At 56.0% G+C, this 14,652-nt stretch carries 10 protein-coding genes; 9 read left to right on the top strand and 1 reads right to left on the bottom strand.

Going from position 1 to position 14,652, the window contains the following annotated elements:
• Positions 1-269: 269 nt before the first annotated feature.
• From fabG to A7P99_RS04780, 7 genes are all read left to right on the top strand, one after another.
• On the top strand, positions 270-998 hold the full coding sequence (gene fabG, locus A7P99_RS04810) for a 3-oxoacyl-ACP reductase FabG (protein ID WP_067448700.1): 729 nt from the start codon (positions 270-272) through the stop codon (positions 996-998).
• On the top strand, positions 998-2,221 hold the full coding sequence (locus A7P99_RS04805) for a beta-ketoacyl-ACP synthase (protein ID WP_067527450.1): 1,224 nt from the start codon (positions 998-1,000) through the stop codon (positions 2,219-2,221). Before fabG ends, A7P99_RS04805 begins: the two co-directional genes overlap by 1 nt.
• Before the next feature lie 211 nt (positions 2,222-2,432).
• A complete protein-coding gene (locus A7P99_RS04800; protein ID WP_067440163.1) occupies positions 2,433-3,596 on the top strand; it encodes an efflux RND transporter periplasmic adaptor subunit in 1,164 nt (387 codons plus the stop codon).
• Between the two features lie 200 nt (positions 3,597-3,796).
• The gene (locus tag A7P99_RS04795) at positions 3,797-5,734 is read left to right on the top strand and encodes a MacB family efflux pump subunit (RefSeq protein ID WP_067448949.1); all 1,938 of its coding nucleotides are present in this window, start codon (positions 3,797-3,799) and stop codon (positions 5,732-5,734) included.
• 123 nt (positions 5,735-5,857) lie between these two features.
• Positions 5,858-7,303 carry a TolC family protein gene (locus tag A7P99_RS04790; RefSeq protein WP_067686679.1) on the top strand — a complete coding sequence of 482 codons (1,446 nt, stop codon included), beginning with the start codon at positions 5,858-5,860 and terminating at the stop codon, positions 7,301-7,303.
• A 505-nt stretch (positions 7,304-7,808) separates the two neighbouring features.
• A complete protein-coding gene (locus A7P99_RS04785) occupies positions 7,809-9,899 on the top strand; it encodes a carbon starvation CstA family protein (protein ID WP_067686675.1) in 2,091 nt (696 codons plus the stop codon).
• A complete protein-coding gene (locus A7P99_RS04780) occupies positions 9,889-10,095 on the top strand; it encodes a YbdD/YjiX family protein (protein WP_067448708.1) in 207 nt (68 codons plus the stop codon). Before A7P99_RS04785 ends, A7P99_RS04780 begins: the two co-directional genes overlap by 11 nt.
• A gap of 296 nt (positions 10,096-10,391) precedes the next feature.
• On the opposite strand, the gene A7P99_RS04775 is transcribed toward A7P99_RS04780, so the two are convergent.
• Positions 10,392-10,973, bottom strand: coding sequence for a LemA family protein (locus tag A7P99_RS04775; RefSeq protein WP_067448709.1), 582 nt, complete (start codon positions 10,971-10,973; stop codon positions 10,392-10,394).
• Positions 10,974-11,925: 952 nt separating this feature from the next.
• On the opposite strand from A7P99_RS04775, the gene A7P99_RS04770 reads away from it, so the two are divergent.
• Both A7P99_RS04770 and A7P99_RS04765 read left to right on the top strand, forming a co-directional pair.
• A complete protein-coding gene (locus A7P99_RS04770; protein ID WP_067448710.1) occupies positions 11,926-12,579 on the top strand; it encodes a class I SAM-dependent methyltransferase in 654 nt (217 codons plus the stop codon).
• 111 nt (positions 12,580-12,690) lie between these two features.
• Positions 12,691-14,595: an ATP-binding cassette domain-containing protein gene (locus A7P99_RS04765; RefSeq protein WP_067448712.1), complete on the top strand. Its 1,905-nt coding sequence runs from the start codon at positions 12,691-12,693 to the stop codon at positions 14,593-14,595.
• The last annotated feature ends 57 nt before the right edge of the window (positions 14,596-14,652 follow it).

The following is a 14,652-nucleotide window of genomic DNA, read 5'->3' as shown; positions in this document are numbered from 1 at the left end:
TTAACATCCACTCTTTCAGACGGCCCCAAGCCGCCACAGGCTACCTGAAAACAAAATTTCAATGCCATCCAAATATGAAACGGCAACGAAATGCCAAAACAGCCGCATAGCCATTCCGACAAATCCGGTTCGCAGGTACAATCCATGTGCTGCGCATCCAATCCAAATACATCCCAAACTTCAGCTTTGTGGAAACTTGCCACGCTTTGCTTTCAGGTAGCCTCCTCTCAGCATAGGCCGCCTCCAACCCATATCAAAGGAACCCCATCATGACCCAAACCATCCTCATCACCGGCTCCACCCGCGGCATCGGCCGTGCGGCTGCTTTGGCCTTGGCGCAAGACGGCTTCGGCATTGTGGTGCACGGCCGCAGCCGCATGGCGGATGCCGAGGCGGTGGCGGAACAAATCCGTTCGTTAGGGCGGCAGGCACGGGTGCTGCAGTTTGACGTGGCCGACCGTGCCGAATGCCGCCGCGTGCTGGAAGCGGATATTGAAGAGCATGGCGCGTATTACGGCGTGGTGCTGAATGCAGGGCTGACGCGCGACAATGCCTTCCCCGCGCTGGAAGACGAAGATTGGGACCGCGTATTGCGCACCAATCTGGACGGCTTCTACAACGTGCTGCACCCGCTCATCATGCCGATGATCCGCCGCCGCGCGCCGGGGCGGATTGTGTGCATGGCCTCCGTGTCCGGCCTGATCGGCAACCGCGGGCAGGTGAACTACAGCGCGTCGAAGGCGGGGCTGATTGGCGCGGCCAAGGCTTTGGCGGTGGAGTTGGCCAAACGCAAGATTACGGTCAACTGCGTCGCCCCCGGCCTGATTGATACGGAAATTCTGGACGAAAACGTGCCGGTGGAGGAAATTTTGAAAGCCATTCCGGCGCAGCGCATGGGGCTGCCTGAAGAAGTGGCGCATGCCGTGCGCTTCTTGATGAGCGAACACGCCGCCTACATCACGCGGCAGGTGATTGCGGTAAACGGAGGATTGTGTTGATGGAAACCAAACGGGTGGTGATTACCGGCGTGGGCGCGGTGTGCGCCTTCGGCCGCGAGTGGCACGAAATCGAAGCCGCTTTCCGCGCAGGCAAAAACGCCGTGCGCCGCATGGAGGCGTGGGATGCCTTCCCCGAAATGGCCACCCGCCTCGGTGCACCGCTGCCCGCCTACGCACCGCCTGCACATTGGACGCGCAAACAGTTGCGCAGCATGGGCCCGCTGGCGCAATACTGCACCGACGCCGCCGAACAAGCGCTGAAGCAGGCAGGCTTGCTCGATGATCCCATTATCCGCAACGGCAGCATGGGCGTAGCCGCCGGTTCTTCCAGCGGCAGCACCGCCGACGTGCTCGACATCGGCCTGCTGCTCGCCCACCAGCCCAACAATTTCAACGCCAACACCTATGTGCGCATGATGCCGCACACCACCGCCGCCAACGTGGCCATCTTCTTCGGCCTCACCGGCCGCCTGATTCCCACCTCCAGCGCCTGCACCTCCGGCAGCCAAGGCATAGGCTACGCCTACGAAGCCATCAAATACGGCAAAATCCCCATGATGCTGGTCGGCGGCGCCGACCAGCTCTGCCCCTCCGAAGCCTACGTGTTCGACAGCCTCTACGCCGCCAGCCGCCGCAACCACGAGCCCGAACTTACCCCACGCCCATATGACACCGCGCGCGACGGCCTCGTGCTCGGCGAAGGCGGCTGCATGATGGTGCTGGAAGAATTAGAACACGCCCAAGCACGCGGCGCGCACATCATCGCCGAAATCGTCGGCTACGGCGCCAACTGCGACGGCAGCCACATCACCCGCCCCGAGATGCGCACCATGCAACGCTGCATGGAGCTAGCCCTCGAAGACGCCGCACTGCCGCCCTCTGCCGTCGGCTATGTCAGCGGCCACGGCACGGCCACCGAACAGGGCGACATTGCCGAAACCCAAGCCACTGCCGCCGTGTTCGGCCACGTTCCCATCAGCTCGCAAAAAAGCTACCTCGGCCACACCCTCGGCGCTTGCGGCTCGCTCGAATCCTGGTTTGCCATCGAAATGATGCGCAGCGGCTGGTTCGCCCCCACGCTGAACTTGGACAACATCGACCCCCGCTGCGGCGAAGCCGACTACCTTACCGGCTCCGGCCGCCGCATCGACACCGAATACGTGATGAACAACAACTTCGCCTTCGGCGGCGTGAATACGTCGCTGATCTTTAAGCGGTGGTAGCACGGTATTTGAGTCAAGAGGCTACCTGAAACGATTGTGCCTGAGCAGCTGTTTTCAGGTAGCTTTCCTCGCACAAGCCCTAATTTCCGTAAAACCCTGCCAACAAAGTCCCACCGGGGTAAGGATAGGTTAATCAGATGGCACAAACAGCGACAGTTTCCTAGAATAGCCGCATTTCCCAACAGCTGTCGGAAAGGGCAAGCAGAGCAAAATGAAAAAACCATTGAAATGGACGTTGTGGGCAGTGGCTGCGCTGACCATGGGTGCGGCTGGTTATGCCTTTTTGAATCCAAGCAAGCCGCCAACCACCTATCTCACCGAAGAAGTGAAACGTGCCGACGTGCGCCAAACCGTATCCGCCACCGGCGAAATCTCTGCTGCACAGCTGGTAGACGTGGGCGCCCAGGCTTCCGGCCAAATCAAGCACTTGTATGTGAAGCTCGGACAGCATGTGGAAAAAGGCGACCTCATCGCCGAAATCGACTCCACCACCCAGCTCAACACACTGAACACAAACAAGGCCAAGCTGGAAACCTATCAGGCACAGCTCGTATCTGCACGGGTGGCACTGCAAAACGCCGAGCGCAAATACCGCCGCGAGCAGGCCTTGTGGGCGGAAAATGCCACTTCCAAAGAAGAGCTGGAAAGCGCGCAGGGCTCGTATGCCGCCGCCAAGGCGCAGGTGGGCGAGCTGCAATCTTCTATCCGCCAAACCCGCATTGCCATCAACACGGCCGAAGCTGATTTGGGCTACACCCGCATCACCGCGCCGATTTCCGGCACGATGGTTTCAGTGAAAGTGGAAGAAGGGCAAACCGTGAATGCGGCGCAGAGCACACCCGCCATCGGCCAAGTGGCCGATTTGAGCCGCATGCTGAATAAAATGCAGATTGCCGAGGGCGACGTAACCCGCGTGAAAGCCGGCCAAACCCTGCTGTTCACCACCCTGGCCGACCCCAATAGCGAACGGGAATCCAAGTTGGAGAGCATTGATCCGGGCTTGACTACCATGTCGCAAGGCAGCTACACCACTAGCACCGACACTACCAACACCGCCATCTACTACTACGCCCGCGCCCTCGTACCGAACGAAGACGGCAAGCTTGCCATCGGCATGACCACGCAAAACAACATCGTGATCGGTGAAGCCAAAAACGTGCTCACTGTTCCTGCCACCGCCGTGAAGCAGCGCGGCAGCGAGCGCTATGTGCGCGTGTTGAAAGCGGAAAATCAGGTGGAAGAACGCACCATTACCGTGGGCATCAGCGATGGCACACTCACCGAAGTGAAATCGGGCGTGACAGAGGGTGAGAAAGTGATCGTGTCGGAGAGCGATGGCACGGTGAAAGAGTGGCAGGGTGGTCCGCCGATGTAATAAGAGGTGTCAGACAGCAGATGTGCCTGCAGACTACCCGACACTTTCACCGTACTCCTGTCTTAAGTTAAGGCTACCTGAAACCCTCAACCCAAGCCGTATAGACAATTTAGCTTCGCAGCAACTCCGCGGCGCTCTGTTTCAGCTTCGTTGAAGTTATGCTTTCAGGTGGCTCCTGCCACAACAAAATCCGTACGCATATGAACCTAATCGAATGCCGTAATATCAATCGCTATTTTGGTGAAGGCGCCAACCGCGTTCATGTTTTAAAAGACATCAACCTCACCATCCAAAAAGGCGATTTCATCGCCATCATTGGCCAATCTGGCTCCGGTAAATCCACGCTGATGAACATCCTTGGCTGCCTCGACAGCGCCTCTTCCGGTTCGTATCAAATCAATGGTGTGGAAACCGCACAGATGAGCGGTGACGAGCTGGCCGCACTGCGCCGGCGCAAATTCGGCTTCATCTTCCAGCGCTACAACCTCTTGGGCGCATTGAGCGCGCGCGAAAACGTGGCCCTGCCCTCCGTGTATGCCGGCATGGATCAGAAAAAGCGATACGAGCGCGCCACCCGGCTTCTGGCCGATTTGGGTCTGGAAGGCAAAGAAGCCAACCGCCCCAACCAGCTCTCCGGCGGCCAACAGCAGCGTGTTTCCATTGCCCGCGCGCTGATGAACGGCGGTGAAATCATCCTGGCCGACGAGCCCACTGGTGCGCTCGATTCGCACAGCGGCGAAATGGTGATGGAAATCATCTGCGGGCTGCACGCCAAAGGCCACACCATTATTTTAGTTACGCACGACCCGAAAATCGCCGCCTTCGCCAACCGCGTGATTGAAATCAAAGACGGCGAAATCATCGCCGACACCAGCAAAAACGCCGAAATCCCACCCAGCAGCGTGGAAAGCCGCACCGAAAAGCAATCTTGGCTGTTTTATAAAGACCAGTTTGTGGAAGCCTTCAAAATGTCGGTGCAGGCCATCATGGCGCACAAAATGCGCTCCCTGCTCACCATGCTCGGCATCATTATCGGCATTGCTTCAGTGGTATCCGTGGTGGCGCTGGGGCGCGGCACGCAGGAGAAAATCCTTTCCGACATCAGCGCTATCGGTACCAACACCATCGGCGTGTATCCCGGCAAAGGCTTCGGCGACCGCCACCGAGGCCGCATCCGCACGCTTACCATTGCCGATGCCGAAGCCATCGGCAAGCAAAGCTATGTCGATAGCGTTACTCCGACGACCACTTCCAGCGCCACCACCACCTACCACAACACCAACGTTACCGCCCAGCTCTACGGCGCGGGCGAGCAGTATTTCAACGTACGCGGCATCAAGCTCGATCAAGGCCGGCTGTTTAACCAAGACGACGTGGACACCGCCGCGCAAGTCGTCGTTATCGACCCGAACACCCGCAAACAATTGTTCCCGGAAGGCACCAACCCTATCGGCCAAACCATTTTGTTCGGCAAACGCCCGTTGCGTGTGATCGGCATCAGTGCCGAAGACCAAAGCGGCTTCGGCAGCAACGACAGCCTGCAAATGTGGGCGCCCTACACCACGGTGATGAACCGCATTTCCGGCGAACGCTATATCAGCTCGGTAACCGTAAAAATCCGCGACGATGTGAGCACCTCCGTGGCCGAACAGGGCATCAAAGAGCTGCTGCTGGCGCGGCACGGCAAAGAAGATTTCTTCACCAGCAACAGCGATAGCATCAAGCAGACCATCGAAAAAACCACCGGTGCGATGACTCTGCTGATCTCCTGTATCGCCCTGATTTCATTGGTGGTTGGCGGCATCGGCGTGATGAACATCATGCTGGTGTCGGTAACCGAGCGCACCAAGGAAATCGGCGTACGCATGGCTATCGGCGCGCGGCAGGGCAATATTTTGCAGCAGTTTCTGATTGAAGCCGTGCTCATCTGCCTCATCGGCGGCGCGGCCGGCATTCTGCTTTCCTATTTAATCGGCTTGGGCTTCAACGCTCTGGCCAGCGAGTTTGCCATGTCATTCTCCACCTGGTCGATTGTGAGCGCGGTGTGCTGCTCCACCTTCATCGGCGTGCTGTTCGGCTTCATGCCCGCCAAAAACGCTTCCAAGCTCAACCCGATTACTGCCCTGTCGCGCGATTAGAGACCCCCTGGGAGCGTGAGAAGCCACGAAGCTAAAACGCTGCCTGATATTTTCAGGTAGCCTACAACCGGCAACCAAGGCTACCTGAAACCCACCCGACACCCAACCAAGAAACGAGGGTTTATGAACCACACAACCCACCTGCCCATCCGTGCGGCCGCGCTGGCTCTGCTTTTGCTCGCCGGCTGCGCCATCGACCAAACCCCCAACACCCAAATCGGCCTCGCCCAAGCTCAGCGCGATGGCAGCGTACAAACCGCCGCCAGCGAAAGCGGCCACTGCCCCGATCCCGCCGGCTGCGCCTACCAAACTGAAGGCGATTGGTGGCAAACTTTCGGCGACAGCGGGCTCAATGCCTTGGTGGAACAGGCCTTGGCCAACAATGTGGATTTGAAACAGGCCGCCGTTAGTGTGAACAAAGCTCTGTATCAGGCCAACATTCTCGGCGCCAATCTCGTGCCCGAATTCAACGCTTCGCTCGGTGCCAACGCCAACCGCAACCTCGACACCCGCCAAAACAGCCACAGCTACAGCAGCCAGCTCGGCTTAAGCTACGAGCTCGATTTATGGCGCAAACTCAACGCCACCGCCTCTGCCCAAGCGTGGGAGCAGCGCGCCACCGAGCAAGATTTGGCCGCCACCCGCCTCACCGTAATCAACAATGTGGCCGACGCCTATTTTCAGGTAGCCTATCTCAACGAAGCCATCAAGCTCACCGAAAAAACCATCGAGCAATACAAACAAATCCTGCAAATCGCCCGCAGCAAATACCGCCACGGCCGCGTGGCCTCGATAGAAGTGACCCAGGCCGAGCAATCCCTGCTTGCCGCCGAAAACAGCCTGCTGTCGCTGCAACAGAGCCGCAGCAACACCGAAGCCACCCTGCGCAACCTACTCAACCTGCGCCCCGACCAGGCAATGGCCGTGCAGCCCGAATCCTTCCGACTACCCGAAGGCGGCAAGCTCGATTTGAATGTACCCATCTCCACCCTCGCCGCCCGTCCCGACCTCATCGCCGCCGACTACCGCCTACAGTCCGCCCTCAAAAGCCAGCAGGCGCAATACCGCAGCTGGTATCCCAGCATCACGCTGAATGCCGCGCTAAGCACCTCGTCTGAACACAGCAAGAACCTGTTCAACGTGCCGATATTGGGCGGCAGCGTCAGCCTCAATCTGCCCTTCCTCAACTGGCGCACCATGCACTGGAAAGACCGCAGCGCCGAAGCCAACTTTGAAAACACCAAACTCGCCTTCGAAAAAGCCCTCACCACCGCGCTCAACGAAGTCGATACCAACTACCGTCAATACCGCGCCAGCCGCCAAACCCTGGAAAACCAGCGCCGCCGCCACCGGCTCGATGCCGAAAACAGCCGCTACTACCGTGTGCGCTACCAACACGGCCGCAACGAGCTCAAAGACTGGCTTTCCGCGCTGAACACCGAATATTCCGGTGCACAAAGCCTGCTTGAGGCCCGCTATCAAGCCCTGCGTTACGAAAGCATGGTGTATAAAGCCATGGCCGGGCGCTACCGGAAAGCCCCTGCCCAAACGGCACAGCCCGCACAGTAGGCGGAGTATCAGGATATCGGCTGAACCACAAAAACCGGACAGGCACACAGCTGTCCGGTTTTGCTGTTTTCAGGCAGCCTATTAGGCTTCGGGCAATCGTCAAAGTGGTAGTGGCCAAAGGCTACCTGAAAGCGTCAGCGTGGCCAAACTCCACAAAGCAATCTTTATAATCTTTCTCCCGACCGATTTTTTGTAAAATCTAATAGGTTACTTTAAATCTATATAGCTGTTTATTGATTTAAGTCAAATCATCCTTGTTTAAGTGCATTTTTGTACTGAATTTAGGCTTTTCTGTCTAAACCATGGCAAAAATAGCAGCTGGCTCTTGAAAATTTAACGTAATTATTTCCACAAATATGTTAAGCTTATACTGTTTGGTAGTTTAAGACGTTTGTGCCTTATTAATGGTACAACGTCCGATTACCGGATAGGGGGCTGCCGAAGTTGGGCAGTACGGCCTGGCCGGACAGCCGTTTTATTTTTGTTGAATCGGAGTGTTGTTATCATGAACAAACTCAAAAGCTTCCTGATATGGGGTGCTGTGGTGCTGGCTGGCTTGGCCTCCTTTACCACTTTGGCTATCCATCGCGGTGAACAGGTAAGTGCAGTCTGGATGGTAATTGCTGCCGTCTCCGTATATGCTATTGCCTACCGCTTTTATAGCCTCTATATTGCCAAAAACGTAATGCAGCTCGATCCCAACCGGCTCACGCCGGCCGAGCGCCACAACGATGGCTTGGACTATGTGCCGACGCACAAAGGTGTGCTGTTCGGCCATCATTTTGCCGCCATTGCCGGCGCCGGCCCCTTGGTAGGCCCAGTACTAGCCGCGCAGATGGGTTATCTACCTGGTACGCTGTGGATTATCTTCGGCGTAGTGTTTGCCGGTGCGGTTCAGGACGCGATGGTATTGTTCGTGTCCATGCGCCGCGACGGTAAATCCTTGGGTGATATAGTTAAACAAGAGCTGGGCACCGTGGCTGGCGTGATTGCCTCCATCGGTATTCTGATGATCATGGTGATCATTATGGCCGTGCTGGCGCTGATTGTGGTGAAAGCCTTGATCCACAGCCCGTGGGGTACCTTCACCATCGCCACCACCATCCCGATTGCCCTGTTTATGGGTATCTACACCCGCTACATCCGTCCAGGCAAAATCGGCGAGATTTCCATCGTCGGCTTTATCTTGCTGGTGTTGGCGATTGTGTATGGTAAAAATGTGGCCGAAAGCTCCTTCGGGCATATCTTCGACTTGGAAGGCTTGTCTATCGCTTGGGCGGTAATGATCTATGGTTTTATCGCTTCCGTACTGCCGGTATGGTTGCTGCTCACTCCGCGCGACTACCTTTCCACCTTCCTGAAAATCGGTACCATCATTGCATTGGCCTTGGGCATCATTATTGTTAGCCCGCCGCTGCAAATGCACGCCGTTACCCGCTTTATCGACGGCTCCGGCCCGGTGTTCTCAGGTAGCCTTTTCCCCTTCCTATTCATTACCATCGCCTGCGGTGCGGTATCCGGTTTCCACGCCCTGATTTCTTCCGGCACCACCCCGAAAATGGTGGAAAACGAAGAACACGTGCGTATGATCGGCTACGGCGGCATGATTATGGAAAGCTTTGTGGCTATTATGGCGCTGGCTGCTGCTGCTTCGCTTGATCCTGGTGTGTATTTCGCCATGAACAGCCCGGCTGCCCTCATCGGCACCGATGCTGCCAATGCCGCACACGTGATCACCACCCAGCTGGGCTTCCCGGTAACTGAGGCCACTCTGCTGCATACTGCCAAAGAAGTGGGCGAACTCACCATCCTGTCCCGTGCAGGCGGTGCGCCGACTCTGGCCGTGGGCATGGCGCACATCATGAGCCAGTTGATTCCCGGCGAAGGCATGATGGCGTTCTGGTATCACTTCGCGCTGCTGTTTGAAGCTCTGTTCATTCTAACTGCAGTGGACGCCGGCACCCGTGTGGCCCGCTTCATGATTCAAGACTTGGGCAGTATCTTCTACAAACCGTTCGGCAACACCGACAGCCTGCCTGCCAACCTGATTGCCACCTTCATAGCCGTGGCTCTGTGGGGCTACTTCCTCTACACCGGGGTAACCGACCCGCTGGGGGGTATTAACTCCCTATGGCCACTGTTCGGTATCGCCAACCAGATGCTAGCAGGCGTGGCCTTGATCCTGTGTACTGTGGTTCTAATTAAGATGAAACGCGACCGCTACATTTGGGTTACTTTGGTACCGTCTATCGGCGTATTAGTGGTGACTTGCTATGCCGGTTGGCAGAAAGTGTTCGATTCCAGCCCACGCATCAGCTTTATGGCTCACGCTGCCAAATATAAAGCAGCCTTGGCCAACGGCGAAATCCTGGCTCCGGCCAAAACCGCCGAAGAAATGAGCCGCATCGCGTTCAACGACTATGTGAACTCCGGCCTGACCGTGCTGTTCTTGGCTGTGGTGGTATTTGTGGCTGTTTACGGCTTCCAGGTAGCCATGAAAGCCCGCAAAGTCGGCTGGGCCACCGCCCATGAAATCCCGCCGGTATTCCGTAACGAAACCGCCGACGCAAACACCGAGTCCGTGAATGAAGCATAAACTGAAACAGCACCTACATCAGGCTTGGAAAACAGCCAAGTTGACCGCCAACCTGATGGTGGGCGTACCGGATTACGCCAACTATGTGGTACGCCAAAGGCGCTATAACCCCAACGCACCGGTGATGACCGAACAGCAGTTTGCAGATTATTGCCGCAAACGCCGCTGTGGCGCTAACGGCGGCCGCTGCTGCTGACTCTAGCTTTAGCGAAACCAAACCGCTTGAAAGGGCATGTCCTTTCAGGCGGTTTTTCTGCATGCTGCAATTGGCGTTCTACGGGTTATGGTAATGTGTTGTTATTATTGTTCAAAATATTTTCAAGCCTCTTCGCATTTTGAAAGGGCTGCCTGAAAACACTTTTTGCCTTACTATTGTCCTAGCCTGCAGAGCACATATAGCTGGAGCAACTTGTCACCCATGCAAAAACCACATCAGCCTTGGGCATACCGAATGGATTCAAAAAGGCTACCTGAAAACCTCATTATCTACCCTTAAAACCGCACCTCAGGCGGCACTTGGTGTTTGGCGCGGTCGGGAAACTCCAAAAGCTGTGCCGGCTGCCGGTGCCCGAAATAGGCGGCGATAATGCTGTGCGGAAACAGCTGGCGCAGCGTGTTGTAGCCCATGGCCGCGTCGTTGTAGGCCTGGCGGGCGAAGGCGATACGGTTTTCCGTGCTGGTAATTTCCTCGGCCAGCTGGCGCATATTGGCAGCAGCCTGCAAATCTGGATAGGCCTCAAGCTGCACCATCAAGCTGCGCACAGCTTGGGTGAGCAGGGTTTCGGCAGCAGAAAGCTGCGCCACCGCTTCCGCATTTTCCGGCCGCGCACCACCCAGCACGCCAGCGGCCTGATTGCGCGCCTGCGTAACCTGTGTAAAGGTGTCATTTTCGTGTTTCAGGTAGCCTTTGGCGGCAGCCACCAAATTGGGAATCAGGTCATGCCGACGTTGCAGCTGAACGCCGATTTGGGAGAAGGCGTTGCGGTATTGGTTTTGCGAAATCACTAAACGGTTGTACACCATCACGCCCACCACACTCAACGCGGCCGATAAAAGAAGGACAATCCACAACATGAGGCTCTCCTAAGTGTTAAAATTAACATTTCAATATTATCACAAAATTTCGTACGAACAACGGTTTGAATGGTTTTCAGGTAGCCTGAACCACAAAATCGCCCTACGCAACCACAGGATAACCGACCTTGACTGAAAAACTAAATAATGCAGACTTTAATTACGCTTGCTTGGACAAAATAGAAACGCTATTAAAGAAGCCTTGGAATTGGCTGTCAGCCTAATCAAATTCCTGAATAGATCCCATGATGATGACTATAATCGCTATCGGCGAGGCTCATCCGCATTTAAACGAGCCAGAGCAGACGTTCGAAATGCTCAATAAGGCTCATCAGCCAAGCAAGGCTCACGCATTCAAAGGGCATGATGATGCTTGGGAATTTCATAAACCGTACAACACATAGACCGAATTTCGAGCCTGGAACCCCTGTCAGGCTGCCGGAAAGCTTGATTTTTAGACGGCTTTTGCCTGCCCAACACCACCCGCCGCAAAAATGTACCACGACAAAGAAATCCACAGTCACCACCACAACCCTACCGCACAAACGCTGCAACTGTTTTTAAAACAACGGAGAAACACTGTTATTCCAAAACGTTGCTTATTTTTAGTTTGAAAACATCCGCCTACAAAATGGATTTTGGATTTGGAAAGTATTACCGTACACCAAATTACGGCAAACAATATTGCCAACTTTCCCACATTGGCGTTTTACCAAACTGCCGACACCCCATACATGTATCTTTCATGGGCTCATCCGCAGGGGCTGTAGGTTATATTATCTGTCGCGGCAAGCCATAAGCTATGAGCAAGGTGGACACTTGCTACCCGCACGTTTTGTATTTGGGGCTACCTGAAACCGCATAAGCATAAATGCCCACCCTACAACAATCGGCAATTTGTATCATCTGCCTACACTACACCTGCTTAAACTACAGACATTAAGGAGCCATAATGGAATTATCCGCTGAACAAACTGCCGCCCAACTGCGCTGTCCGCACGATGAAGCGGGAGTGCTTTTCGGGCAGGTGATGAACCTGCGCAACCTGGCCCAAATCATCAGCGCGTTCACCGCCGCCCGCCTGCGAAACAGCGACAAGATCTTAGAAACCGGCTGCGGCAACGGCGGTCTGCTGGGCTACATCCTGTCGCAGGCGAACGACCTGCACTACACCGGCTTGGAAATTTCGCCATTGATGTGTGAGCAAGCGCAGGCATTCAACGCGCCGTTTATTGCCGCAGGGCAGGCAGATTATTTGCTGTATGACGGCGGCGCGCTGCCCTTTACCGATGCCGCGTTCGATAAAACCGTGTCAGTCAACACTGTCTATTTTTGGGACGATGCGCCGCTCATGTTGTCCGAATTCTGTCGCGTGCTGAAACCCGCCGGCCGACTGTGCCTGAATTTTTGTGAAAAAGAATTCATGTCCAAATTGCCGTTTGCAGCTCACGGCTTCACGTTCTACAACGCCACCGACATCCATGCCCTAACTGACAACCTGCCGTTGCGTTGCGTACTTGAACAGCGCAGCCGCGATTGGGCAGTCAGCAAAAGCGGCAAACTGGTACGGCGTGAATTTGTGGATTTGGTATTTGAGCGGATGTAGCAGCGGTAGGTCAGATACTTGTATCCGACCTACCGCCTGCAGGCTGCCTGAAACCCCATCTGGAAACCAAATGCAGGCTGCAACCCTGAAACATCCACCCCAAGGACACCCATGACCATCCTCCAAGCCGAAAACCTATCCTTCGCCTTCGGGCACGTCGCGCTGCTCGACAAAGCGTCTTTCCAACTGGCTGCGGGCGACAAAGTCGGGCTTATCGGGCGCAACGGCGCGGGCAAATCCAGCCTGCTGAAAATCCTCGCCGGCGTGCAGAAGCCCGACGACGGCCGGCTCATCCTGCAAAACGGGCTGAAAACCGTGTATGTGCCGCAGGAGAGCTTTTTCGACGGCGCGGCCGCCGTGTTCGACATTGTGTCCGAAGGGCTGGGCAGCCTGCGCGGCGTGCTGCGGCGTTACCACGAAATCGGCCGCAAACTGGCCAACGGGCAGAACGACAGCCTCATCAAAGAATTGAACGAACTGCAAAACCAAATCGAAGCGCAAAACGGCTGGCAGTTCGATGCGCTGGTGAGCCAAACCATTGGCGAGCTGGGGCTACCTGAAAATGAGAAAATCGCCAATTTGTCCGGCGGGCAGAAAAAGCGTGTCGCGCTGGCGCAGGCATGGGTGCAGAAGCCCGACATCCTGCTGCTGGACGAGCCGACCAACCATTTGGACATCGACGCGATTTTGTGGCTGGAAAACCTGCTGAAAAACTTTTCAGGCAGCCTGATTGTGATTACCCACGACCGCCGTTTTTTGGACAATGTGGCCAACCGCATCGTCGAACTCGACCGAGGCAGCCTGCGCTCTTATCCCGGCTCGTTCGCCAAATACAGCGAGAAAAAAGCGGAAGAACTGGCCGTAGAAGCCGAACACAACCGCCTGTTCGACAAATTCCACGCGCAGGAAGAGGCGTGGATTCGCAAAGGCATCGAAGCGCGGCGCACGCGCAACGAAGGGCGGGTTAAGCGTTTGGAAGAATTGCGGAAACAGCGCGCGGCGCGGCGCGAACGGCAGGGGCAGGTGTCGTTCAAGCTGGACGCGGGCGAGAAAAGCAGCAAAATTATCGCCGAACTGGAACACGCCTCGTTTGCGTACGGCAACAAAATGATTATGAAAGATTTTTCCGCCGTGATTCAGCGCGGCGACAAAATCGGCCTGATTGGCGCGAACGGCATCGGCAAAACCACGTTTTTGAAGCTGATTTTGGGCGAACTCGCGCCCAACGGCGGCAAAATCCGCCTCGGCAGCAAGCAGGAAGTGGCGTATTTCGACCAGTTCCGCAGCGCGCTGAACGAAAACGACACCGTGTTCTACACGCTCGGCCAGGGCAACGATTATGTGGAAATCGGCGGCAAAAAGCGGCATGTGATGGGCTATCTGGAAGACTTCCTGTTCCACCCTGCCCGCGCCCAATCTCCCGTGTCGTCGCTCTCCGGCGGCGAGCGCAACCGCCTGCTGCTGGCCAAACTGTTCACCCGCCCCGCCAATATTCTGGTGCTGGATGAGCCGACCAACGATTTGGACATCGACACGCAAGAACTGCTGGAAGAGCTGCTGCGCGATTACGCCGGCACCGTGTTCCTCGTCAGCCATGACCGTATGTTTTTAGACAACGTGATTACGCAGAGCATTGTATTTGAAGGGGAAGGCCGTCTGAAAGAATACATCGGCGGCTATCAGGACTATGCCGACGCAAAAGCACGCGAAGACAAAGTGCAGGCTGCCACCGCCGCCAAGCCAGAAAAACAGCCGGAAAAAGACAAGCCCAAGCCCAACCGCAGCGTGAAGCTGTCGTACAAAGAACAGCGCGAACTCGACGCCCTGCCCGACGAAATTACCGCGCTGGAAGCCGAACAGGCCGATTTGAACACCCGGCTTTCCGACCCGGAAATCTTCAGAGATTACGAAAAAGCAAGCAGCCTGCAAGCGCGGGCGGAAGAAATTGAAATGCTGCTGCTGGAGAAATTGGAGCGGTGGGAGATGCTGGAAGGGAAGCAGAACGGGGAGAGTTGAGTTTGGCTTCGTTGAAGCTGCGCTTTCAGGTAGCCCTTCCGCCCTTTTGCTACAATC

The organism is Eikenella sp. NML120348, from assembly GCF_001648435.1.
In the GTDB taxonomy this organism is placed as follows: Bacteria; Pseudomonadota; Gammaproteobacteria; order Burkholderiales; family Neisseriaceae; genus Eikenella; species Eikenella exigua.
The sequence above is the reverse complement of the archived record's forward strand: the minus strand, read 5'-3'. Positions and strand labels throughout refer to the sequence as shown.

Excerpts from the sequence above, each read along its gene's own strand:
- A7P99_RS04800 (WP_067440163.1), top strand. The coding sequence starts at position 2,433 with ATGAAAAAACCATTGAAATGGACGTTGTGGGCAGTGGCTGCGCTGACC.
- A7P99_RS04805 (WP_067527450.1), top strand. The coding sequence starts at position 998 with ATGGAAACCAAACGGGTGGTGATTACCGGCGTGGGCGCGGTGTGCGCC.
- A7P99_RS04790 (WP_067686679.1), top strand. The coding sequence starts at position 5,858 with ATGAACCACACAACCCACCTGCCCATCCGTGCGGCCGCGCTGGCTCTG.
- A7P99_RS04785 (WP_067686675.1), top strand. The coding sequence starts at position 7,809 with ATGAACAAACTCAAAAGCTTCCTGATATGGGGTGCTGTGGTGCTGGCT.
- A7P99_RS04775 (WP_067448709.1), bottom strand. The coding sequence starts at position 10,973 with ATGTTGTGGATTGTCCTTCTTTTATCGGCCGCGTTGAGTGTGGTGGGC.
- A7P99_RS04795 (WP_067448949.1), top strand. The coding sequence starts at position 3,797 with ATGAACCTAATCGAATGCCGTAATATCAATCGCTATTTTGGTGAAGGC.
- fabG (WP_067448700.1), top strand. The coding sequence starts at position 270 with ATGACCCAAACCATCCTCATCACCGGCTCCACCCGCGGCATCGGCCGT.
- A7P99_RS04770 (WP_067448710.1), top strand. The coding sequence starts at position 11,926 with ATGGAATTATCCGCTGAACAAACTGCCGCCCAACTGCGCTGTCCGCAC.
- A7P99_RS04765 (WP_067448712.1), top strand. The coding sequence starts at position 12,691 with ATGACCATCCTCCAAGCCGAAAACCTATCCTTCGCCTTCGGGCACGTC.
- A7P99_RS04780 (WP_067448708.1), top strand. The coding sequence starts at position 9,889 with ATGAAGCATAAACTGAAACAGCACCTACATCAGGCTTGGAAAACAGCC.